21 protein-coding genes are annotated in these 21,580 nt (G+C 64.9%); 14 read left to right on the top strand and 7 right to left on the bottom strand.

All coding sequences use genetic code 11. The features are described 5' to 3' along the window. Positions 1-31: 31 nt before the first annotated feature. The gene (gene dnaJ / locus U1763_RS13100; protein WP_332755552.1) at positions 32-1,165 is read left to right on the top strand and encodes a molecular chaperone DnaJ; all 1,134 of its coding nucleotides are present in this window, start codon (positions 32-34) and stop codon (positions 1,163-1,165) included. Between the two features lie 340 nt (positions 1,166-1,505). Beyond that, on the top strand, positions 1,506-1,961 hold the full coding sequence (locus U1763_RS13095) for a TM2 domain-containing protein (protein WP_132896113.1): 456 nt from the start codon (positions 1,506-1,508) through the stop codon (positions 1,959-1,961). A 197-nt stretch (positions 1,962-2,158) separates the two neighbouring features. Here U1763_RS13095 and U1763_RS13090 read toward each other — a convergent pair whose 3' ends face one another. From U1763_RS13090 to purB, 3 genes are all read right to left on the bottom strand, one after another. After that, positions 2,159-2,422 carry a hypothetical protein gene (locus U1763_RS13090; protein ID WP_332755551.1) on the bottom strand — a complete coding sequence of 88 codons (264 nt, stop codon included), beginning with the start codon at positions 2,420-2,422 and terminating at the stop codon, positions 2,159-2,161. Between the two features lie 229 nt (positions 2,423-2,651). Then, positions 2,652-2,867 (bottom strand): hypothetical protein, encoded by a 216-nt coding sequence (locus U1763_RS13085; RefSeq protein ID WP_332755550.1) that lies wholly within the window; start codon positions 2,865-2,867, stop codon positions 2,652-2,654. 122 nt (positions 2,868-2,989) lie between these two features. Then, positions 2,990-4,288, bottom strand: a complete 1,299-nt coding sequence (gene purB, locus U1763_RS13080) for an adenylosuccinate lyase (protein ID WP_332755549.1) — start codon at positions 4,286-4,288, stop codon at positions 2,990-2,992. Positions 4,289-4,501: 213 nt separating this feature from the next. Here purB and U1763_RS13075 point away from each other — a divergent pair, with 213 nt between their 5' ends. Beyond that, complete coding sequence (locus tag U1763_RS13075; RefSeq protein WP_332755548.1) at positions 4,502-4,948, top strand: EF-hand domain-containing protein; 447 nt, start codon at positions 4,502-4,504, stop codon at positions 4,946-4,948. A 70-nt stretch (positions 4,949-5,018) separates the two neighbouring features. Here the strand turns inward: U1763_RS13075 and U1763_RS13070 are convergent, their stop codons facing one another. The 3 genes from U1763_RS13070 to radC form a co-directional block, all read right to left on the bottom strand. Continuing rightward, positions 5,019-5,144, bottom strand: coding sequence for a hypothetical protein (locus U1763_RS13070; RefSeq protein ID WP_332755547.1), 126 nt, complete (start codon positions 5,142-5,144; stop codon positions 5,019-5,021). Between the two features lie 149 nt (positions 5,145-5,293). Then, positions 5,294-5,506, bottom strand: coding sequence for a hypothetical protein (locus tag U1763_RS13065; protein WP_132737606.1), 213 nt, complete (start codon positions 5,504-5,506; stop codon positions 5,294-5,296). Positions 5,507-5,578: 72 nt separating this feature from the next. Further along, on the bottom strand, positions 5,579-6,271 hold the full coding sequence (gene radC, locus U1763_RS13060; protein WP_332755546.1) for a RadC family protein: 693 nt from the start codon (positions 6,269-6,271) through the stop codon (positions 5,579-5,581). Positions 6,272-6,357: 86 nt separating this feature from the next. On the opposite strand from radC, the gene U1763_RS13055 reads away from it, so the two are divergent. From U1763_RS13055 to U1763_RS13010, 10 genes are all read left to right on the top strand, one after another. Further along, positions 6,358-9,525, top strand: a complete 3,168-nt coding sequence (locus U1763_RS13055; RefSeq protein ID WP_332755545.1) for an intermembrane phospholipid transport protein YdbH family protein — start codon at positions 6,358-6,360, stop codon at positions 9,523-9,525. Next, complete coding sequence (locus tag U1763_RS13050; protein WP_431358313.1) at positions 9,522-9,749, top strand: YnbE family lipoprotein; 228 nt, start codon at positions 9,522-9,524, stop codon at positions 9,747-9,749. Before U1763_RS13055 ends, U1763_RS13050 begins: the two co-directional genes overlap by 4 nt. 1 nt (position 9,750) lies before the next feature. Next, on the top strand, positions 9,751-10,128 hold the full coding sequence (locus U1763_RS13045; protein ID WP_132737610.1) for a YdbL family probable chaperone protein: 378 nt from the start codon (positions 9,751-9,753) through the stop codon (positions 10,126-10,128). A 575-nt stretch (positions 10,129-10,703) separates the two neighbouring features. Next, a complete protein-coding gene (locus U1763_RS13040) occupies positions 10,704-11,024 on the top strand; it encodes an AtpZ/AtpI family protein (RefSeq protein ID WP_056488546.1) in 321 nt (106 codons plus the stop codon). Between the two features lie 70 nt (positions 11,025-11,094). Further along, complete coding sequence (locus U1763_RS13035) at positions 11,095-11,853, top strand: F0F1 ATP synthase subunit A (protein ID WP_060527334.1); 759 nt, start codon at positions 11,095-11,097, stop codon at positions 11,851-11,853. 39 nt (positions 11,854-11,892) lie between these two features. Next, positions 11,893-12,120, top strand: a complete 228-nt coding sequence (locus U1763_RS13030; RefSeq protein WP_055873230.1) for a F0F1 ATP synthase subunit C — start codon at positions 11,893-11,895, stop codon at positions 12,118-12,120. A gap of 54 nt (positions 12,121-12,174) precedes the next feature. After that, positions 12,175-12,669, top strand: coding sequence for a F0F1 ATP synthase subunit B family protein (locus tag U1763_RS13025; RefSeq protein ID WP_332755544.1), 495 nt, complete (start codon positions 12,175-12,177; stop codon positions 12,667-12,669). A gap of 37 nt (positions 12,670-12,706) precedes the next feature. Continuing rightward, the gene (locus tag U1763_RS13020) at positions 12,707-13,279 is read left to right on the top strand and encodes a F0F1 ATP synthase subunit B family protein (RefSeq protein WP_332755803.1); all 573 of its coding nucleotides are present in this window, start codon (positions 12,707-12,709) and stop codon (positions 13,277-13,279) included. Positions 13,280-13,489: 210 nt separating this feature from the next. After that, a complete protein-coding gene (locus U1763_RS13015) occupies positions 13,490-13,810 on the top strand; it encodes a DMT family transporter (RefSeq protein WP_332755543.1) in 321 nt (106 codons plus the stop codon). Between the two features lie 440 nt (positions 13,811-14,250). Further along, positions 14,251-17,067 carry a TonB-dependent receptor gene (locus U1763_RS13010; RefSeq protein WP_132737623.1) on the top strand — a complete coding sequence of 939 codons (2,817 nt, stop codon included), beginning with the start codon at positions 14,251-14,253 and terminating at the stop codon, positions 17,065-17,067. A gap of 187 nt (positions 17,068-17,254) precedes the next feature. On the opposite strand, the gene U1763_RS13005 is transcribed toward U1763_RS13010, so the two are convergent. Next, the gene (locus U1763_RS13005) at positions 17,255-20,002 is read right to left on the bottom strand and encodes a [protein-PII] uridylyltransferase (RefSeq protein ID WP_332755542.1); all 2,748 of its coding nucleotides are present in this window, start codon (positions 20,000-20,002) and stop codon (positions 17,255-17,257) included. A 91-nt stretch (positions 20,003-20,093) separates the two neighbouring features. On the opposite strand from U1763_RS13005, the gene U1763_RS13000 reads away from it, so the two are divergent. Then, a complete protein-coding gene (locus U1763_RS13000; protein ID WP_332755541.1) occupies positions 20,094-21,383 on the top strand; it encodes a homoserine dehydrogenase in 1,290 nt (429 codons plus the stop codon). The last annotated feature ends 197 nt before the right edge of the window (positions 21,384-21,580 follow it).

Genomic DNA, 21,580 nt, shown 5'->3' with positions numbered 1-21,580 from the left:
CCTCTCCCCGGAGGGGAGAGGGCTTAAGATTATGGCGACCCAGACAGATTATTACGAACTGCTCGAATGCGAGCGGACCGCGGATGCGGGGACGATCAAGTCGTCCTACCGCAAGCTCGCGATGAAGTATCACCCGGACAAGAATTCGGGCTGCAAGGATTCCGAAGCGCAGTTCAAGGCGGTCAGCGAGGCTTATGAATGCCTCAAGGACCCGCAGAAGCGCGCGGCCTATGATCGCTTCGGCCACGCCGCGTTCCAGAACGGCGGCGGTGGCGGCCACGGCGGCGGCGCGCAGGACTTCGGCGGCTTCAGCGACATCTTCGAAAGCGTCTTTGGCGAATTCATGGGCGGCGCACAGCGCGGCGGTGGCCGTTCGGCGGCACGGCGCGGCGCCGACCTGCGCTACGACATGGAAGTCAGCCTGGAGGAAGCCTTCCACGGCAAGACGACCGAGATCACGATCGACGTCTCCGCGCTCTGCGACACCTGCGACGGCTCGGGCGCGAAGGCCGGGACGCGCGCGAAGACCTGCCAGCATTGCGGCGGTCACGGGAAAGTCCGGGCGCAACAGGGTTTCTTCGTGGTCGAGCGCGCCTGCCCGGTCTGCAACGGCGCTGGCGAAGTCATCGCCGATCCGTGCCCGGACTGCCGCGGCGAAGGCCGTGTCGAGAAGACCAAAACGCTCTCGATCAACGTCCCCCCCGGCGTCGACGAGGGCACGCGCATCCGCATGTCGGGCGAGGGCGAGGCGGGCGCCCGCGGCGCGCCGTCCGGTGATCTCTACATCTTCCTCCACGTGACCAAGCATAATCTGTTCGAGCGTGAAGGTACGACGTTGTTCGCGCGCGCACCGATCAGCTTCACGGTCGCGTCGCTCGGCGGGGCGCTGTCGATCCCCGGCCTCGATGGTCGCACGCACGAGGTGAAGATCCCCGCCGGCATCCAGTCGGGCAAGCAGCTCCGTCAGCGCGGCGCCGGCATGCCCGTCCTGCAAGGCCGCGGCTTCGGCGACCTCGTCGTCCAGATCGACGTCGAAACGCCGACGCGCCTCAGCAACCGCCAGAAGGAACTGCTCGAGATGTTCCGCGAGACGGAGACGGGTGATGAGTGCCCGGCGAGCCAGGGCTTCTTCGCCAAGCTCAAGGGCGTGTTCGCGGGCGAGTGATACTACCACGGGCGGGCGTTATGCCGGCCCGTACGTTACCGAACCGCATGCCTAGCGCCTTTACCCCGCACTGTCGTCATCCCAGCGAAAGCTGGGATCTTCCTGTTTGTGTCGCACTGCGTACCAATAGGAATACCCCAGCTTTCGTTGGGGCGACGGGGTGACGGGTAGTTGGGAGTTATCCCGGGTCGAGCAATATTATGGCCGACTGTCACCAGCATAAGGCGACAATCTTCGACTCGCGATTGTCCTTGAGGCCCATGTCGGATGATACGCGTAAGTTCGAGCTTGCCTGATCCGCGGCATCCGCCAGAATGAAAAGCGAACATCGAGGAATGACATGCGCGGACAGGTTTTAGGCGTCGATCCCCGCACGGGCGAAGGCATCGTCGCGGGGCAGGACGGACAACGCTATCGGTTCGCGCCGGAGGATTGGGCGCATCGCGGTGAACCGGCGATCGGTATCGAAGTCGATTTCGAAGCCGCCAACGATCGTGCGCTCAGCGTCTTCCCGATGCCGACCGCGCCTGGCCCGCGTCGCGCGGTGCCGCCAGCCGCTGTCGTCCCGGCCAACGACCGCAACAAATATGTTGCCGCTGTCATGGCGTTCGTGATCGGCACGCTCGGCATCCATCGCTTCTATCTCGGCCGGACAGGCTCGGGAATCATCATGCTGGTGCTGACTATCACCGTGGTCGGCCTTGTGATCAGCGCACCTTGGGCGCTGATCGACATGATCCGCTATCTGATGATGTCGGACGAGGAGTTCGCCGCGCGGTATCCGCGCACGCGGTAACCGCCGTCGATCTGATGAATTGAACGTCGTCTAATCCTCCCGCCAGGGGGAGGTGGCTAGCTCTTGCCAGACGGAGGGGGAGGTAAGCGATAACCTCGGCTCCGTGTCCTTCCCCTCCGTCACCTTCGGTGACACCTCCCCCTTGCGGGGGAGGATCGGTCGAGCCGCCGTTTGCTTGTCGGACTGGGCCGCCGCCTTCACTTCGTACGAATGACGACGCCGCGTGCGTTCCACTCGGACCGGGTCTCGCAGATCGTCTCGGGCAGCGTCTTGTCCGCCTTGCGACCCAGAATGGTGCGCGGCATGCAGACGCGGCTGGTGTCGTCCTTGAAGACGCTCGCGGGCATGGTGACGGAAATCGGCTTGTCACCGGCCGCGAATGCGGGAGCGGAGGCGCCACCGAGCACGACGATGCTGGCTACCAGAAGAGCGGCAGGGCGGAACGAGAGGGACTGGAACATGGAATGCCTTTCACAGAGAATGACGCCGAACTGCGCCATCGTCTGTGTCACTGCATTAATGATGCCAAACACCTACGCGTCTGGGATCGCTTTAATTAATTGGAATAGTCAGATTTCCGATAAGGCCGGCAAGCCAAAATGCAGGGCAGGCCACCAGATATTGGCGGATCTCGCGCTGCTCCTCCGGCCTAGCCGCGCCCCCTCGGAAGGGGGCGGGCGGGCCGATGGATCAGAAGGCGGTGATGACCACCCCGACCACCAGCGCTTGAGCCGCGATCGCCAGCATGGTGCTGGTCACGGTTTCAAACATGCGCATGGGTAGGTCTCCGATGCCGGAAACATATCCGGCAAGGGCGATATGGCTATAGTTGCGCGTTGTCGCAATTTTGTAACACGTAATCGCAATTGCGTTGCGTGCATTTGACGCAGTTTTCGGACGGTCCACCGTCTAACTCCACTCGTCATCCTGACGAAAGTCAGGACCCAGAGCCAAGCAGGACAGCGGTTTGTCACTCTGCCTCCTGACTTTCGTCAGGATGACGGGGGAAGCCGGGATAATGAGGGGAATCAGGCCGCGCCGAAGACCCGCGCGAAGATCGTGTCGACATGCTTCAGATGATAGCCGAGGTCGAACTTGTCCTCCAGTTCGGCATCCGACAGCGTCACCTCCGGATCGGCCTTCAGCAGTTCGAGCAGCGACAGCGCGCCATCCGAATCCCACACCTTCATCGCGTTGCGCTGGACCAGGCGATACGCGTCCTCGCGGCTGACGCCCGCCTGAGTCAGTGCCAGCAGCACGCGCTGCGAATGGACCAGCCCGCCCATCTTGTTGAGGTTCTTCAACATCCGCTCGGGATAGACGACCAGCTTGTCCATCACGCCCGTCAACCGCGCGAGCGCGAAGTCGAGCGTGATCGTCGCATCCGGCCCGATGTACCGCTCGACCGACGAGTGCGAGATATCGCGCTCATGCCACAGCGCGACGTTCTCCATCGCCGGCGTGACGTAGCCGCGCACCATCCGCGCGAGACCGGTAAGGTTCTCGGTCAGCACCGGGTTGCGCTTGTGCGGCATTGCCGACGAGCCCTTTTGGCCGGGCGAGAAGAACTCCTCCGCCTCAAGCACTTCGGTGCGCTGCAAATGGCGTACTTCGGTCGCGAGCCGCTCGATCGAGCTGGCGATCACGCCGAGTGTTGCGAAGAACATCGCATGGCGATCGCGCGGGATGACCTGCGTCGAGACCGGCTCGACCGACAGCCCGAGCTTGCCCGCGACATACTCTTCGACGAACGGATCGATGTTCGCGAACGTCCCCACCGCGCCCGAGATCGCGCAGGTCGCGACGTCCTCGCGCGCCGCCACCAGGCGTGCGCGGTTGCGCGCGAACTCGGCATGCGCCTGCGCGAGCTTCAGCCCGAACGTCACGGGTTCTGCGTGGATGCCGTGGCTGCGGCCGATCGTCGGCGTCATCTTGTGCTCGCGCGCACGGTGTTCGAGCACCACCAGCAGCGCGTCAAGATCGGCGATCAGGATGTCGCTCGCCTTGGCCAGCTGTACCGCGAGGCAGGTGTCGAGCACGTCCGACGAGGTCATGCCCTGGTGCATGAAGCGCGCCTCGGGACCGATATGCTCGGCGACGTTGGTCAGGAAGGCGATGACGTCGTGCTTGGTCTCGCGCTCGATCTCGTCGATCCGGTCGACCTCGAACGCGCCCTTTTCCCAGATCGCGGCGGCGGCTTCCTTGGGCACGACGCCCAGTTCGGCGAGCGCGTCGGTGGCGTGCGCCTCGATCTCGAACCAGATCTTGAAGCGCGCTTCGGGCGTCCAGATCGCGACCATGTCGGGGCGGGAATAGCGGGGGACCATAGGTTTCCTCGGGGCTGGTGAATGGCACGGTTCGTCGCGTGCTCCCCTCGGGAGACGCCTGCCGAGCGCCTAGCAGGCCATCGACGGGGGTACAAACTGCAATGCGTTCGGCCTATATCCGTTGCCGGCGATCATCGTTTTGCAGCATCCGATCAGTATCGATGAGGATGTGGCGGTGATGATCGAGTAAAGATTTCGAAGTATCGATGGAGAATGGCAATGCTTAAATATGCTCTGCTCGCAGCGACCATGACGATTGCTGCACCGGCGCTCGCGCAAACCAGCGCGACATCGCCGCAGACTGCGCCGACCGCCATGCCAGGCGTCGCCGATCCTTCGATGTCGCCCGCCCAGACCGCGCCGAGCCAAACTTCCGCACCCGCGCAAACCGCGGAGGCGACGCAGCCTGCGAGCGGCACTCAGGTCGCGCAGGTCGTCGACACGGAATTCCCGACATACGACACGAACAAAGACGGTAAGCTCAGCACGGTTGAGTTCGCCGCATGGATGGTCGCGCTGAAGACCAAGACTGATCCGACCACCAAAGCGACCGCGCCCGAAACCAAAAAATGGGTCGCTGCCGCGTTCGCACAGGCCGATACCGACAAGAACAAGTCGCTGTCGAAGCCGGAACTGACCAGCTTCCTGTCGCAGGGCTGATCGTCCGCTTCCGGATCTACGCCATAGAAAAGGCCGCCTGGTTCGCCCGGCGGCCTTTCGCTTATCGGGCTCAGATCGCGCCGTTCCGCATGATCGACAGGAACCGCACGCGGACCTGATCCGAGGCGCGCGACATCAGGCGCTGCATCCGGATATCGTAGACATCGACGGCATCGATCGTGCGCCGATGCGCCATCGACCAGCGGGAATGGGCTGATTGGACAAAAATCCCCACGCACGCCGACTGATATGGCCCTTGTTTGGCCTTGGACGAGGATGGCAGAGCGGATTGGATGTCGTAATTCAGTACGACATAGGACCGCTGGCCCGCAGATAACGCGACAGTCAGCCAGCCTTGCGTGCTGCATGTTCCTTGTCGGCCAGGGTCATCGTCAAAATCTGGCCCTGCGCTTCGACCGCCGCTTCGAGAAGCCGGTCGGATGTCTCGACTGCAGCATCGGGTGTCAGCGATACCGCAACGCCGTCCGGCCCATCGACCAGGACCTGGCCATGTTCCGCGGTCACGGTCGAGGGTTCGTCGTGTAACTTGTTGTCCACATGAAATTCCTTCGGACGGACAACGAAGGCGCGGGGGAAACGTCCCGCCTTTCCCGAAACTATCTAGTTGCGTCAGATTAATCCCTGCGCGCGCAGGCTGACATGGCCGCCGGTACCCATCACGATATGGTCGTGCACGGTGATGCCGAGCCGCTTGCCCGCCTCAGCGATCGTCCGCGTGATGTCGATGTCGGCGCGGCTGGGTGAGGGGTCGCCGCTCGGGTGATTGTGGACGAGGATGATCGATGCGGAGCCGAGGTCGATCGCGCGTCGAATGACTTCGCGGACGTACACCGCGGCCTGGTCGATCGAGCCCTTGCTCATCACCTCGTCGCGGATCAGCATGTTCTTCGTGTTCAGATGCAGCACGCGGAACCGCTCGATCGCGTGGTGCGCCATGTCGGCACGTAGATAGTCGAGCAGCGCCTGCCAGTTGGCGAGCACCGGGCGGTCGCTGACGTGCGATTGCAGCAGGCGGATCGCGGCGGCGTGTGCGATCTTGATCGCTGCGGTCGAGATGTCGCCCATTTCCTTTACCCGGCCGAGCGCCTCGGCATCCGCGGTGAGGACTCCGCCGATACCGCCAAACTCGCGCATCAAGGCCTTGGCGAGCACCTTGGTGTCGCCGCGCGGAATCGCGATCGCGAGGAGATATTCGATGAGTTCGTGGTCGAGCAATGCGTCGCTACCGCCTTCGAACAGGCGTTTGCGGAGGCGGCCTCGATGGCCCTTCAGATCGTCGATCTCGTCGTCCGGTTCGGCCATATCTTGAAGCTAGCACATTTGCGCGCAATTGCATGACGCCCCCGCACCCGCCTATGCAGGGGGCCTGAGCGTGGCGGAGTGAGTAAGTGAGCGAGACGAGCGAGACGGGGGCCGACCCCGGGGCCGACCCTCGCCGTCCCGCGACGGCCCGCCGCGTTGCGCTGGTGATCGCGCTGATTGTGCTCGCTGGGCTGGTGGTGCTCTGGCTGGTGCGGAAACCGATCGCCGGAGGGTTCATCGACCGTGAACTCGCCAAGGCCGGCGTGCCCGCGCGCTATGACATCGCCGACCTCGCGCTGGGTGGCCAGCGATTGATCAATGTCGTGATCGGCGATCCGGCACATCCCGATCTTGTCGCCGACTGGGTCGAGACGCGGACCGGCGTTGGGTTGTCTGGACCGTATCTGGAGGGCGTTCGCGCGGGGAAAGTGCGGCTACGTGGGCGGCTGGTCGATGGGAAGGTCTCGCTCGGTGCGATCGACAAGTTGCTGCCGGCCTCGTCGGGGAAGCCGTTTTCGCTGCCCGCGCTCGACGTGTCGGTGGCCGACGGGCGGATGCGGCTGGAGACTCCGCAAGGTGTCGTCGGCTTGAAGCTGGCAGGCTCTGGCAAACTTGACGACGGGTTCCGCGGCACGCTGGCGGCGATCAGCGAGCGGCTCGATGTCGGTGGGTGTGTGATCGACCGGCTGGCGGCGACGGTGAAACTGCGAATCGACGCAGCCAAGCCAACGATAACCGGGCCGGTACGCGTGTCGCGGCTCGCCTGCGGCACGACGCAGGCGGCGCGGATCGTGGCCGATCTCGACGTCGGCCTCTCTGCCGCGCTCGATCGCTGGCAGGGCAAGGCGACGCTCAAGACGGGCGCGGCACGAACGCCGGGGGCGACTTTGGCTGGCGTTAGGGGCACGATCGACTTCACCGGCACCGCGGCGGCGACCGGCGGCAACGCGGACATCGCCGCCGACACGGTTCGCACCACCGAGGGCGGCGCGCGCCGGGTTTCGCTCGCGGGCGCCTACCGGATCGGCAAGCAGATCGGGTTCGACGGGCGTATCCAGGCGAGCGGGGCGGCAGTGGCGCAGAAGCGACTCGCGGGGTTGGCGGGCATCGGTGATGCGGGCGCCGGGACGCCCGGCGCGCCGTTGGCGGCCGCGCTGACCCAGGCGGTCCAGAAGGCAGGCCGCGCATTTGCCGCGGACGCCGACCTTCGCGTGCGGATCGATGGGGGACGCGGAAAGGCCGTGCTGTCGCTTCTGGCGCTCGCCTCCGCCAGCGGTGCGCGTGTAGCGCTAGGTGGCGGCAGCGGGGCCGCGTTCGGCTGGCCGAACGGCGGCGTGCGGCTCGACACGGTGCTCGCGATGCGTGGCGGTGGCTTGCCCGAGGCGCGCGTGTCGCTGGCGCAGGCGAGACCGGGCGCAGCGATCCGCGGCGTCGCCACCATCGCGCCTTATGCGGCGGGTGGCGCGCGACTGGCGCTGACGCCCGTCACCTTCAGCGCGACGCCGGGAGGGGCAACCTCGATCGCGACACGTGTCACGCTCGGCGGGCCGATTGGCGCGGGCGGTCCTGGCAACCGAGTCGACGGCTTGTCGATGCCGGTCGCTGCGGTGTGGAGCGGTCGCGGGCGGCTGGTCGTCAACACCGGTTGCGCGCCCTTGGCCGTCCAGCGCCTGGCGATATCCGGTTTGGTGCTTGATCCGTCGCGGCTGACCTTGTGCCCTGTCGACGGCGCGCTGGTGCAGGTCAACGGCGCGCGGGTCAGCGGCGGCGCGAAGATCGCCGCAGCTAAGCTGGGTGGGCGACTCGGCACTACCCCGATCACGCTCGCGACCACGGGAGCGACCGTGCGGCTGGCGGATCGCGGCTTTGCGATCGACGGCGTGCAGACCTGGATCGGTGCGCCCGAACGTGTCACGCGACTCGACTTCGCCACCGTCACGGGCCGTATGACGGAGCAGGGCGTGGCGGGTGCGTTCACGGGTGGCTCGGGACAGATCGCCAACGTGCCGCTGTTGCTCGGCGAGGCTGCCGGCGACTGGACGCTCGTCAATGGCGCGCTGAACCTCACCGGCGCGATGGGGGTATCCGATGCGGCGCCGACGCCGCGGTTCAAGCCGCTCGCCGCACGCACCGTGACGCTTCAATTGGTCAACGGCACGATCACCGCGGCCGGCACGCTGTTCGAGCCGACCACCAATACCAAGGTCGCCGACGTCACGCTGACCCACGCACTCGGCGCCGGGGCAGGCAAGGCCGACCTCGCCATCCCCGCGATCGCGTTTGCCAAGGACAAGCTGCAACCCGACGCCCTGACCCCACTGACGTTCGGCGTCATCGCCGACGTCAACGGATCTGTCAGCGGCGAGGGGCATATCGCCTGGAACCCCGACGGGGTGACGAGCACCGGCGTGTTCCGCACCGCCGGCACCGATCTGGCCGCCGCGTTCGGCCCGGTCACGGGAATCGCCACCGAGATTCGCTTCACCGACCTGCTCAACCTCCAGAGCGCGCCGGGGCAGGTGGCGACGATCCGCACGCTCAACCCTGGCATCCCGGTCACCGACGGCACGATCCGCTACCAGACGCTCCCGGGTGCGCGCGTGCGCGTTGAGGGCGGGCGGTGGCCGTTCGCGGGGGGATCGCTGACGCTCGATCCGACGCTGCTCGATTTCTCCGCGCAGTCCGAGCGGCGGATGACGTTTCACGTCGCCAACATGGCGGCCGACCAGTTCTTGCAACAGTTCGATTTCAAGAATCTCGATGCGACCGGCATCTTCGACGGTGTGCTGCCGATGATCTTCGACGAGACCGGCGGCCGGATCGAGGGCGGCGACCTGCGCGTGCGGCCGGGCGGCGGCACGCTCGCCTATGTCGGCGATCTCAGCCAGAAGGACCTCAGCATCTGGGCGAACATCGCGTTCCAGGCGCTGAAGTCGCTGCGCTACCAGTCGTTGCGGGTCGGCATGAACGGGCCGCTCGCAGGCGAGATGGTCACCGACGTGCGGTTCGCCGGGATCAGCCAGGGCGAGGGGGCAAAGGCGAACTTCATCGTCCGCCGCCTGCAAAAGCTGCCGTTCGTGTTCAATATCCGGATCAAGGCGCCGTTCCGCGGGCTGCTCGATTCGGCGCAGAGCTTCTACGACCCGAAGCGGCTGATCCAGCGCAACCTGCCGGCCTTGCTCCAGCAGCAGGCCGCGCCGCCTCCTCCGAAATCCCCGACCATTCAGCCTCCCGCAAGCAGGATCGTGCCATGACCGAAACAGGATTGAAGAAGCTGGAGCAAAGGCCGATCTTGCGCATGATGACGAGGACGATCGCGATTATCGGACTGTTGGCCGCCCTGCCGGGCTGCATCAACGTGTCGGCGCCCGACAAGCCGATCGAGATCAACCTCAACATCAACGTCACGCAGGAAGTGGTCTATCGTCTCGATGGCGAGGCGAAATCGTTGATCCAGCAGAATCCGGGGATATTTTGATATGAAGAAGGTCATTGCCATGATTGCCGCAGCCGCGGTTCTCGGCGGCCTTTCGGTGGCGGCGTCGGCGCAGCGCGATCCGGCCTATGCCGCGGCGCGTGCCGGTGGTGAGGTCGGCGAGCAGCCGGACGGGTATCTCGGCCTCGTCGGTGCGGCGAGCGGCGATCTGCGCGCGCTGGTCAACAACATCAATATCCAGCGCAAGTCGGCGTATACCCAGAAAGCGCAGGCGAGTGGTGCGACGGTCGAGCAGCTCGCGTTTACCAGCGGGTGCAACCTGATCGCCGCGACGAACCCTGGCGAGAAGTACAAGACGCCCAACGGCGTATGGAAGACGCGCACCGCCGGCGCCCCGGAACGCGATTCGCGCTGCGTTTGAGATAGTCCGTCATGCCGGGCTCGTTCCGGCATCCACCGTTCCGCGGGTTCGATAGTCGTGAGAGCGCGGAACCGTGGACCCCGGAACAAGCCCGGGGTGACGAAGACGGGAGCGTCCTCCGTCCTTCACCGTCACCCCAGCGAAAGCTGGGGTCTCGTGCGGCAAGGGGGTGCTCCATTACGGGTATACCCCAGCTTTCGCTGGGGTGACGGGATTGGGTGGAAATACGAATAGCAGGTGTCCCCTCGCGGCGCGGGGTCCCGGCTTTCGCCGGAATGACGAAGAGCGTGGCCGTATCGAGGTTCAGCACTAAAATCCTCCCCCGCCAGCGGGAGGTGGCTGGCGCTTGCCGGACGGAGGGGGAGGTAAGGAGAACCTCCGTTCCGTGTCCTCCCCCTCCGTCACCTGCGGTGCCACCTCCCCCTGACGGGGGAGGATTCAAACGCCCCATTAATGACGCCCGTGTCACACCGGTTGACTTGCACCCCCCCCTTTTCTAAACGGACCGCGCCTTGGCGGGATCGCTCGTCGCTGCTTGCTTCCTCCCCGATGCGAAATCAGGTGGAGGAACGTGCGTGGCGGAGATCGAACCCGGACAGGACCCCCAGGGTGTTGAAGATCCGCGACTTTCCGCGCTCGATGAGCGATTGCGAGAGGCGCAGCATCGGGAAACGCTCGCGAAGGGGCAGAAGGGGGCGGATGCCGAGCGGGGGTACTCGCAAGGCAATCGCGTCATTTCCGCCCTGATCGGGAGTCTCGTCGGCAGTGCGCTGATCGGGTGGTTGATAGACCATTGGTTCGGCACTGGCCCTTGGGGACTGATCGTGCTGCTGTTCCTCGGGATAGCGGTCGCGTTCAGGCAGATCATTCGAATTTCAGGCGAACGCCCGGAGTAACCGGGCGTTTGTCGTATCAAGACGGCAGGGATTCCACGTGGCGGCAGAACAGGGCGGCAAGATCGATCCGATGCACCAGTTCCTGATCGAGCCGGCGTTCGGCTCGCACTGGATCGTTGGTGGCTATGACCTGTCGTTCACCAACTCCGCATTGTGGATGGTGGTGACGCTGGTCGCGCTTTGGGCGTTTATGATCGGCGGTATGAAGCGTGAGCTCGTCCCCGGTCGCTGGCAGATGGCGGTCGAAGGCTTCACCGGTTTCATTTCGGGCATGCTCGAGCAGAATGTCGGCCCCGGCGGCAAGCGCTTCGTGCCCTACGTCTTCTCGCTGTTCATGTTCATCCTGTTCGCGAACATCATCGGGCTCCTGCCGTTCGGGATCGTCCCCGGCGTGCACCCGTTCACCGTGACCAGCCACATGACCGTCACCGGCGTGCTGGCGCTGATCAGCTTCGCGATCGTGCTGCTCGTCGGTTTCGGCAAGCACGGCTTCCACTTCTTCTCGCTGTTCGTGCCGAGCGGCACGCCCGCGCTGATGATCCCGCTGATCTTCGTGGTCGAGCTGATGTCGTTCCTGGTGCGTCCGTTCTCGCTCGGTCTGCGACTGTTCGTGGCGATGACCGCGGGGCATATCCTGCTCAAGGTGCTGGCCGCGTTCGTGATCAACGGCCTGAACCTGGGCGGGATGTATATCGGTCTGGTGACCGCGCCGAGCATGCTGCTGATGATCGGCATCACGTTGCTCGAGCTGCTGGTCGCTGCGATCCAGGCATACGTGTTCGCGTTGCTGACGTCGGTCTATCTGAACGACGCCGTTAACCTTCACTAAGTTTTCCATTACCTAACTGATTTTCAAAGGGAATTTACCATGGACGCACAAGCAGCAAAGATGATCGGTGCCGGCCTCGCAGCGATCGGCATGGGCCTCGCGGCACTCGGCGTGGGCAACGTGTTCGCACAGTTCCTCGCCGGCGCTCTCCGCAACCCGGGCGCAGCCGACAGCCAGCAGGGCCGTCTGTTCATCGGTTTCGCGGCAGCCGAGCTTCTCGGTCTGCTCGCCTTCGTCACGATGATCATCCTCGTGTTCGTCGCCTAACAACTCGCTGAATTGGCCGGGCGACCGCGCCCGGCCGTTTCACGAAGGACCGACATGCCCCAGATTTCCCAGATAGCCGCTACCTACGCCTCGCAGATCTTCTGGCTGCTCCTGACCTTCGGCATCCTGTATTTCGGGATCGGCAAGGGAATGGTGCCAAAGATCGTGTCCAACGTGGACTCGCGCGAAGGCCGAATCGCGGGCGATCTGGCGGCAGCTGTCGCTGCCCGTACGCAGGCCGATACGGTCCAGGCGAACTGGCAGGCCGAGATGGACGCGGCGCGTACTGCGGCGCAGGCCGAGACCGCAGCAGCGGCGAAGCGTGCGGCGACCGCATTCGAGCAACAGGTCCACGCGGCCGACGCCGACCTTGCCGAGCGGCTGGGTCATCACGATCTGGCGGTCGCGAACGCTAAGGCCGAGGCGCTCTCGAACTTGCAGGGTGTCGCCGCCGAAGCAGCACAGCAATTGGCCGCCAAGGTAGCCGGCCTCCAGGTCAGCCTGGACGCAGCGACCGACGCGGTACGCAGGACGACGGCGCATGGCTAATCCAGATTCGGCCGCAAAGGTCATCCACGGCGAGGGCATGGCGCCCGAGGGTGCGATCGACAATCAGGGTCTCCAGGGGCACACGGCCGCGCCCGGCGGCGTCGAGCACGTCGCGGATCCGACCGCGCTTGGCCTGACCTCGACCGGCTGGGTCGCGGTGGCGATGATCGTCGTCATCCTGCTGATGATCTGGAAGAAGGTTCCAGGCATGATCGGCAAGATGCTCGACACGCGCATCGCCGGCATCCGTACCCAGCTCGACGAAGCCAAGGCGCTCCGTGCCGAAGCCGAAGCGATCCGCACCGAGTACGAGGCAAAGGCCAAGACCGCGCACGTCGAAGCCGAAGCCATGAAGGCCCACGCGCACCATGAAGCCGCGGCGATCATCGCCAAGGCCAAGGCTGGTGCCGAGGACCTCATGACCCGGCGCGCCAAGATGGCCGAGGACAAGATCGCCGCCGCCGAACGCGCTGCGGTCGCCGAAGTCCGCGCGCGGGCTGCCGATGCCGCGGCCAAGGCTGCCGGTATCCTCATCGCCGAGCATCACGACGCAGCCGCCGACCGCATGATGGTCGACCGCTCGATCTCGGGCCTTAGCCGCTTAAACTAAGCGAGCCTGGCCGGCGATCTGCTCACCTGCTGTTCCCCCGCGAAGGCGGGGGGCCAGGGTTACAAGCGTAATCCTATGGGATCCTGGACCCCCGCCTCCGCGGGGGAACGAAAAAGCGCCTAGCGCGCTAAACCTCTCCAATATTGACGGCCGTCTCTTCCCGGGTTTCCGGCGGCCGAGTCTCCAATCTGAGCCCGTTGGAGAATACCCATGTCCTGGCTCATCCTCGCGGTCGCCGTCGTCACCGAAATCTGCTGGGCGCTCAGCCTCAAATGGGCCGCCACGATCGCCACGTGGCAGGCCTCCAGCGTCCCGATCATCCTCAGCTTCGTCAACATGGGCCTGCTCGCGCTCGCCATGCGCGGCCTCCCCGCCGGCACCGCCTACGCGATCTGGACCGGTGCGGGCGCGATCGGCGTCATCATCGGCGGCGTCATCCTGTTCGGCGACAAGGTCAGCGGCATCCAGGCCTGCTTCATGGCCCTGACCGTCGTCGGCATCGTCGGCACCAAGGTCTTCGCGCAGGCCTGACACACCGCGGGGCGCCCAGGAAGGGCTTCCTGCAGGCCTTCTGCCTGTCCATCTGTCTGGGGCCGCCACTGCGGCACGCAAGGCGGCCTTGCGGCTATCCCACACGACTCGACGAGGTGCGTCCACCGAACGAAGCGGCGGCGGTCGGATGATGCTGTCTGCAAGACTCGGCGCTGGGCCTGCGTAAGATTCGTCGGGGGCGGCCGTTCGAGAGCGATCAACGTCCTGGTCTTCCCGTCAGCGCATGCCGACTCATCCACCTGAACAGTTGCGATTTGAAACTAGGGTTTGCTGTCTGCCACTATGTGGCGGTTTGGAGACACAATGTTCAAAAATCGGTTTCCGTATGCGGAAATTGCTAGACGCGAACAGCGTAAGGCCTCTACCTAACGTCCAAACCATAAGTTCGAAAACATTCGAACACTCAGGAGAGAATGCCGATGCGTATGATCGCATATCTGTTGTCCGCCGCAGCAACCACGGCGATCGTCGCCCCGGCATTCGCGCAGGACGTCCCGACCTCGCAGCCCGAAGCGCAGGCGACCGCGACGACGACGTCGGGCACGGCGGCTGGGTCGGTCGATGCGGGGCAAACCCCGGTCGCCGCGGCGCCAGTCTATTCGGGTAACGCCAGCGACATCGTCATCACCGCCACCCGTCGTTCCGAGCGGCTGTCGAACGTGCCGATCGCGGTTTCCGCGGTCGGTTCGGCAGCGCTGGAGAATACCGGCGCGAATGACATCCGTCAGGCCACCCAGCTTGTCCCCTCTCTGCTGATTTCCTCGACTGGCAGCGAGGCCAACGCGTCCGCCCGCGTTCGCGGTATCGGCACCGTCGGCGACAACCCGGGCCTTGAGAGCTCGGTCGCGGTATTCATCGACGGCGTCTATCGCAGCCGCACCGGCTCGGGTCTCAACGACCTCGGCGAAGTCGATCGTATCGAGGTTCTGCGCGGTCCGCAGGGTACATTGTCGGGCCGCAATGCCACGGCAGGTTCGATCAACATCCTGACGAAGCTACCGTCGTACAAATTCGGTGGCTACGCCGAGGCGACCTACGGCAACTATAACAACGTCCGCATCGCCGGCGGGCTGACCGGTCCGATCATCGCAGACAAGCTCGCGTTCCGCCTCGATGGCGTATTCGGCAAGCGCGACGGCTATTATTACGACGTCGTCAACAAGACCGATTACAACGATCGCAATCGCTATTTCGTCCGCGGGCAGCTGCTGTTCGAGCCCTCGTCCGACGTCACCGTCCGCCTGATCGGCGACTACACGCACCGCGACGAAAAGTGCTGCGGCGCGGTTTACATCAACACGCAGGAAAAGATCGATCCGACCCCGGGCGTCCCCGGCGATTTCGCTATCAATCCCGCGGGCAACCGCATCGTCCAGGTCATGCAGAGCATGGGTGCGGTTTTCCCGAGCGCGGGCGATCCGTATAACCGCCGCATCGCCAACTCGCCCGGCCGCGCCTATTCGAACGTCACGACCGATTACGGCGGCTCGGGCCAGATCGACATCAACCTCGGTGGCGCCTCGCTCACCTCGATCACGGCATACCGCGAATACAAATCGGGTGGCGCGGGCGATATCGACTACGGCAATCTCGACATTGCCTATCGCCCCGATGACGGCAACAGCTTCCGCCAGTTCCACACCTTCAGCCAGGAAGTCCGCCTGAACGGCTCGCTGTTCAACGACAAGCTCGACTGGCTGGTCGGTGGCTATTACTCGAAGGAAGACCTTGTCGTTGCCGACAATCTGAAGTTCGGCACGCAATATGGCGCGTTCGCCGCTTGCCGCATCGTCGCGACGATCAATCCTGCTGCGGCACTGCGTAACCCGGCCAACCCGGGTTGCCTCAGCGCAGCTGGTCGCGCGGTGTTGTCAGGCCAGGTGCCCGGCACGACGCCAGCCTTCGGTGCGCTGACCAACACGGTGCTAGCCGGTATCGATCGCCTCAGTACCGTCAACAATGTCGGCGACGTCCGTTCGACCTATTATCAGGACAGCGAGAACTACGCGTTCTTCACGCACAATATCTTCAAGCTAACCGACAAGCTGTCGATCACCGGTGGCCTGCGCTACACGCATGAGGCGAAGGATTTCCACGGCGACTTCAACAACAACAACGCAGTCTGCCCGGTCCAGCAAGCCAATCTCAGCCCGCTGCTCGCCAGTGCGGCGGTCCCGGCGGCGGTCAAGACGCTCGTCGGCGGCATCGTCACGCTTACCTGCACAGGCAACTCGACGACTGCGCTCAATGGCCTCGATCTCAATAATGGCTTCAAGGAAGGTGAGTTCACCGGCACCGGCGTGATCTCGTACAAGCCGCGGACCGACACGTTGCTGTATGCGTCCTACTCGCGCGGCTACAAGGCGGGCGGCTATAATCTCGATCGTTCGGATTTGACGGCCAACGTATTCTCGTCGCCGACCAACGCTAGCGCCGCCAATCTGCGCTTCGATCCCGAGACCGTGAACGCGTACGAGGTCGGCCTGAAGTTCACGTCGAAGGATTTCACCTTCAACGTCGCGGGCTTCCGTCAGGAGTTCAAGAACTTCCAGCTGAACACCTTCAACGGCACCAACTTCATCGTCCAGAACATCAGCACCTGCGATACGAGCCTGAACGGTGCGGATCAGGATGCGAGCTCGACGACCGGTGCTTGCACGGGGAAGACGAATTACGGCGTGATCTCGCAAGGTTTCGAGCTTGAAGCCGGGCTGTTCCCGGCGCCGAACTACTCGGTGAACCTCGGCTACACCTACACGAACACGCGCTTCCGCAACAATCTGGTTGGTACCGAAAGCGGCCAGCCGCTCGACGCCGCGCTGTTCCTGCTCTCGGGCAGCAACCTGTCCAATGCGCCGAAGCACACCGTGACCGCGTCGACGGCGTGGACGCCGGATATCGGCCACACCGGGCTAACCGCGTTGTTCTACGTCGATGGCCGCATGACCAGCGACTACAACACGGGCTCCGACCTGTTCCCCGAAAAGGCACAGGACGGCTTCTTCCTGATGAACGCCCGCGTCGGCATCCGTGGGCCGCAGCAGAAGTGGGCGCTCGAGGTCTGGGCGCAGAACCTGCTCGACACCAACTATCAGCAGGTTGCGTTCAACGCACCGTTCCAGGGGGCGGGCAGCCAGGCGCAGACCCAGGCGTTCGGCACGACCGCAAACCAGATCTTCACGTCGTATCTGGCCGAACCCCGCACCTACGGCCTGACGCTCCGCTCGCGCTTCTGATCGGAGGTTTAGGGTAGGAAAAAGCCGGTCCGCACATAGATGCGGGCCGGCTTCTTCATGTCTGTTTCCTCCCCTCAAGGGGGGGTGGCAGCGCGTAGCGCTGACGGAGGGGGCGCTGCGCTCGATAGCACGATACCCTTCCGTCGCTTGGCGCCACCTCCCCTTGCAGGGGAGGATGAGAAACGCCCTACGCCGCCAAATCTATCTCTTCCCCCGCCGCTGCTGCCAGCAACCTGCGCTCCAAGGTTCTCAACCGAGCAGGCTGGGTGATCCGGTCTCCCGTGAGGTCGGTGATATAAAACGTATCCACAGCCCGCTCGCCATAGGTCGCGACATGCGCGGAGTGGATCGTCACCTTCGACTGGAACAGCGCATTGGCGAGCTGGTTGAGCAGCGCCGGCCGGTCGCGCGCATTGACCTCGACCACCGTGAACCGGTTCGACGCCTTGTTATCGACCAGCGCGTTGGGGACGATGTCGAACGCCTCGGCGCGCGTCCGGGGCAGGGGTTTTGCCACTAGCCGATCGGCGAGCTTGCCGCGGTTGGCGAGCGCGTCCTCGATCGCGGTCTTCAGCCGCGACAACTGGCCGGTTTCGTCGAACGGCCGCCCGAACGGATCCTGCACGAGGAAATTATCGACCGCCATCCCGTCTCGCGTGGTGTGGATCCGCGCGTCGATGATGTTGCCGCCAGCGACGTGGATCGCCCCGGCGATGCGGTAGAACAGCCCCGGATGATCGGCCGCATAGATCGTCACCAGCGTCGCGCCGCGCCCCGGATAGACGTGCGCGTCGATCGCCAGTTGCGCTTCGCCGGTGTTGGCGAGGAAACGCGCATTGTGCGCGAGCACGTCCTCGGGTTCGGCGATCCAGTACGCTTCGGGGAGACGGTGGACGAGCGTTGCAAACGTCGCTTCGTCCCAGCCGAGCGCATCGCGCAGATGCTCCTGCTTGGCGGCGATGCGCTCGGCACGCCCCTTCTGCTTGTGACCGAGGCGAAGGACCTCTTCCGCCGCTTCGTACAGATCGCCGAGCAACTGGCGCTTCCAACCGTTCCACACGCCCGGCCCAACCGCGCGGATGTCGACGATTGTAAGGGTGAGTAGCAGCCGCAGCCGCTCCGGGCTCTGCACCACGTCGCAGAAATCGAGGATCGTCTTGAAGTCGCTAAGATCGCGCTTGAACGCGGTCGCCGACATCAGCAAATGCCAGCGCACCAGCCACGCGACCGTCTCGGTCTCGGCGGGCGTGAGGCCGAAGCGCGGACATAGCCGCTGCGCCACCTCTGCGCCGAGAATCGAATGATCGCCGCCGCGCCCCTTGGCGATGTCGTGTAGCAGCACCGCGACATACAAAGCACGCCGCGACACGATCTGTTCGAAGATCGCGCTGGCGAGCGGATGCTCCTCCTTCAGCGCCCCGCTCTCGATCCGCGCGAGCAGGCCGATCGCGCGGATGGTGTGCTCGTCGACGGTGTAGTGATGGTACATGTCGAACTGCATCTGCGCGACGACACGCGCGAAATCGGGCACGAACCGGCCGAACACGCCCGCCTCGTTCATCCAACGCAGCACGAGTTCGGGATCGCGGGGTGAGGTCAGCACGTCGAGGAACAGAGCGTTCGCGGTCGGGCTGGTGCGCACGTCGTCGACCAGCTTCGCGTCCCGCGCGGCGGCGCGCATCGCCAGCGGATGGATCTCGACGCCGTGCTTGTCGGCGAGCTGGAAGATCTCGATCAGGCGTTCGGGATCGGCCTGGAAGAAGTCGTCGCTCGGCAGCGCCAATCGACCGCGATCGAGCACAAAGCCATTGAGCTTGCGTGGGCTACGGCGGATCGTCGGCAACCCGAACCGCCGCCCCCGCGCGGCGAATTTCTCGTCGAGATGCGCGAGGAAGACGCCGCTGAGCGTACCGACGGTCTTCGCCTGCAGGAAGTAGAACTGCATGAACCGTTCGACCTTCGACTTCCCCGGCCGGTCCGAGAACCGCATCCGGTCGGCGATCTCGCGTTGCAGGTCGAACGTCAGCCGATCCTCGGCGCGGCCGGTGATGCTGTGCAGGTGGCAGCGCACCGCCTGGAAGAAATTGTCGGCGCGGTGGAACAGCCGGTATTCGGCTTTGGTGAACAGCCCGACCTCGACCAGTTCGGCGGCGCGTTGGACGTCGTAGATGTATTTGCCGATCCAAAACAAAGCGTGAAGATCGCGCAGGCCGCCCTTGCCCTCTTTGACATTGGGTTCAACGACATAGCGGGTGTCGCCCATCTTGCGGTGGCGCGCGTCGCGCTCGGCGAGCTTGTCGGCGATGAAGGTGCGCGCGGTGTCGGCCTGGACTTCGGTCTTGAACCGGTGCGACGCCTGTTCGTACAGCTCGGTATCGCCGCAGACGTAGCGCGCTTCGAGCAGCGCGGTGCGGACGGTGACGTCGGCCTTGGCCTGGCGGACCATCTCGTCGAGCGAGCGGCTGGACTGGCCGAGCTTCAGCCCGAGATCCCACAGCGCGTACAGCATCGATTCGATCACGCGCTCGGCCCAGGGCGTCTGCTTGCCGGGGGTCAGGAAGCCGATATCGACGTCCGAATGCGGCGCCATTTCCGCGCGGCCATACCCACCGACCGCGATCAGCGTCAGGCGCTCGCCGATCGTCGGGTTGGGCAGGGGGTAGAGTCGCTGCGTCGTGAAATCGAACAGGATGCGGAGCAGCGCGTCTATCAGATAAGCCTGCGCGCTCGACGCTTCCAACCCGCGCGACGGATGTTCGACGAGGCGGCGTTCGACCTCGACCCGGCCTTTCTCCAGCGCGGCCTTCAGCAGCGCGGTCGCGTCGCGGCGGAGCGCGGTCGGGTCGACGCCTTCCAACGCGGCGATGGTTTCGGCGACGGCGCGGCGATCGATGATCGTGCGACGGTTGGGGAGGTGATCGAAGCGGCCGGACATTGCGCCCAGATAGGGGCACCGGCCGCGTGCGTCATCAGGATTGCGCAAAACGTCTGTGAAACGTAACCGGACGCGCGAGTGGAGGACGAAAATGAGCGAACCATTGCGTGTGGCCCTTGCGGGACTGGGGACGGTGGGCGGCGGGGTGATCCGGCTGCTCGATGCGAACCGCGAGTTGATTGCGCGGCGCGCCGGGCGCGAGATCGAGATCGTGGCGGTTTCCGCGCGCGATCGCGGCAAGGATCGCGGCGTCGATCTGTCGCGGTTTGCCTGGGTCGACGACACGACCGCGCTGGCGAAGCAGCCGGGGGTGGATGTCGTGGTCGAGCTGATCGGTGGTTCCGATGGCCCGGCGCTTACGCTCGCGCGCAGCACGCTGGGGGCGGGGCGGAGTTTCGTCACCGCGAACAAGGCGATGATCGCGCATCACGGGCTCGAACTCGCGCAGGCTGCGGAGACGGCCGGGGTCGCGCTGAAGTTCGAGGCGGCGGTCGCGGGGGGCATCCCGGTTATCAAGGGGCTTCGCGAAGGCGCCGCGGCAAACGAGATCGCTCGCGTGTATGGGATTCTCAACGGGACGTGCAATTTCATCCTGTCGAAGATGGAATCGGAGGGTCGCGACTTTGCCGAGGTGCTTGCCGAGGCACAGGCGCTCGGGTTTGCCGAATCCGATCCGAGCTTCGACATCGACGGTGTCGATGCGGCGCACAAATTGTCGATCCTGGCGGCCGTCGCGTTCGGGACGCAGCCGGCGTTCGACGACGTTGCGATCAGCGGCATCCGGCATTTGTTAGGCGCGGATATCGCCGAGGCGGCGGCCTTGGGCTATCGCGTGCGACTGCTCGGTCTGGCCGAGGCAGGCGCGGACGGGTTGTTCCAGCGCGTCCATCCGCATCTCGTGCCGATCGATCACCCGCTCGCGCACGTCACCGGATCGCTCAATGCCGTGGTCGCAGAAGGCAATTTTGTGGGCCGCCTGCTGTTCCAGGGCGCGGGTGCGGGCGATGGCCCGACCGCGAGCGCAGTGGTCGCCGACTTGATCGACATCGCGCGCGGGGAGTTCGGCCCGCCATTCGCGATGCCGGTGGTGTCGCTCACCGCGGCGCCGAAGGCGGACAGTGGCGAGCGGCGGGGGCGTGCGTATTTGCGGTTCACCGTCGCGGACCGGGTCGGGGTGCTGGCGGAAATCGCGGCGGCGATGCGCGATGCGGGGGTCTCGATCGAGAGCCTGATCCAGCGGGGAGCGATTGCCGATGGTAGCGTGCTGGTGGCGATCGTTACGCATGAGAGCCCGGAGCGCTCGATCGCGCAGGCGCTGGAGAAGCTGCGGGGGTCGCAGAGTCTGGTGGGGCAGCCGATGTGGATGCATATTCTGGATTGAGGGGGCTCGCTACCACGGGACGCAACCACCCGGCGAAGGCCGGGCCCAATTGGGGGACGGTTGTAACGGCGGACTGGGCGCCGTCACTGCAAACTTTCCAATTGGGCCCCGGCCTTCGCCGGGGTGGTGGATAGCAAGCAACCTTCTCCTTGTTCTCCCGCGAAGGCGGTCGTCCTGACGTGATGCGCCGCGCTACC

This window comes from Sphingomonas sorbitolis, assembly GCF_036663875.1.
Taxonomy (GTDB): domain Bacteria; phylum Pseudomonadota; class Alphaproteobacteria; order Sphingomonadales; family Sphingomonadaceae; genus Sphingomonas.
Note: the sequence above shows the minus strand (reverse complement) of the source record. Positions and strands in the feature narration are given on the sequence as shown.

Excerpts from the sequence above, each read along its gene's own strand:
- dnaJ (WP_332755552.1), top strand. The coding sequence starts at position 32 with ATGGCGACCCAGACAGATTATTACGAACTGCTCGAATGCGAGCGGACC.
- U1763_RS13095 (WP_132896113.1), top strand. The coding sequence starts at position 1,506 with ATGCGCGGACAGGTTTTAGGCGTCGATCCCCGCACGGGCGAAGGCATC.
- U1763_RS13090 (WP_332755551.1), bottom strand. The coding sequence starts at position 2,422 with ATGTTCCAGTCCCTCTCGTTCCGCCCTGCCGCTCTTCTGGTAGCCAGC.
- purB (WP_332755549.1), bottom strand. The coding sequence starts at position 4,288 with ATGGTCCCCCGCTATTCCCGCCCCGACATGGTCGCGATCTGGACGCCC.
- U1763_RS13075 (WP_332755548.1), top strand. The coding sequence starts at position 4,502 with ATGGCAATGCTTAAATATGCTCTGCTCGCAGCGACCATGACGATTGCT.
- U1763_RS13070 (WP_332755547.1), bottom strand. The coding sequence starts at position 5,144 with ATGGCGCATCGGCGCACGATCGATGCCGTCGATGTCTACGATATCCGG.
- radC (WP_332755546.1), bottom strand. The coding sequence starts at position 6,271 with ATGGCCGAACCGGACGACGAGATCGACGATCTGAAGGGCCATCGAGGC.
- U1763_RS13050 (WP_431358313.1), top strand. The coding sequence starts at position 9,522 with ATGACCGAAACAGGATTGAAGAAGCTGGAGCAAAGGCCGATCTTGCGC.
- U1763_RS13045 (WP_132737610.1), top strand. The coding sequence starts at position 9,751 with ATGAAGAAGGTCATTGCCATGATTGCCGCAGCCGCGGTTCTCGGCGGC.
- U1763_RS13035 (WP_060527334.1), top strand. The coding sequence starts at position 11,095 with ATGCACCAGTTCCTGATCGAGCCGGCGTTCGGCTCGCACTGGATCGTT.
- U1763_RS13030 (WP_055873230.1), top strand. The coding sequence starts at position 11,893 with ATGGACGCACAAGCAGCAAAGATGATCGGTGCCGGCCTCGCAGCGATC.
- U1763_RS13025 (WP_332755544.1), top strand. The coding sequence starts at position 12,175 with ATGCCCCAGATTTCCCAGATAGCCGCTACCTACGCCTCGCAGATCTTC.
- U1763_RS13020 (WP_332755803.1), top strand. The coding sequence starts at position 12,707 with ATGGCGCCCGAGGGTGCGATCGACAATCAGGGTCTCCAGGGGCACACG.
- U1763_RS13015 (WP_332755543.1), top strand. The coding sequence starts at position 13,490 with ATGTCCTGGCTCATCCTCGCGGTCGCCGTCGTCACCGAAATCTGCTGG.
- U1763_RS13010 (WP_132737623.1), top strand. The coding sequence starts at position 14,251 with ATGCGTATGATCGCATATCTGTTGTCCGCCGCAGCAACCACGGCGATC.
- U1763_RS13005 (WP_332755542.1), bottom strand. The coding sequence starts at position 20,002 with ATGTCCGGCCGCTTCGATCACCTCCCCAACCGTCGCACGATCATCGAT.
- U1763_RS13000 (WP_332755541.1), top strand. The coding sequence starts at position 20,094 with ATGAGCGAACCATTGCGTGTGGCCCTTGCGGGACTGGGGACGGTGGGC.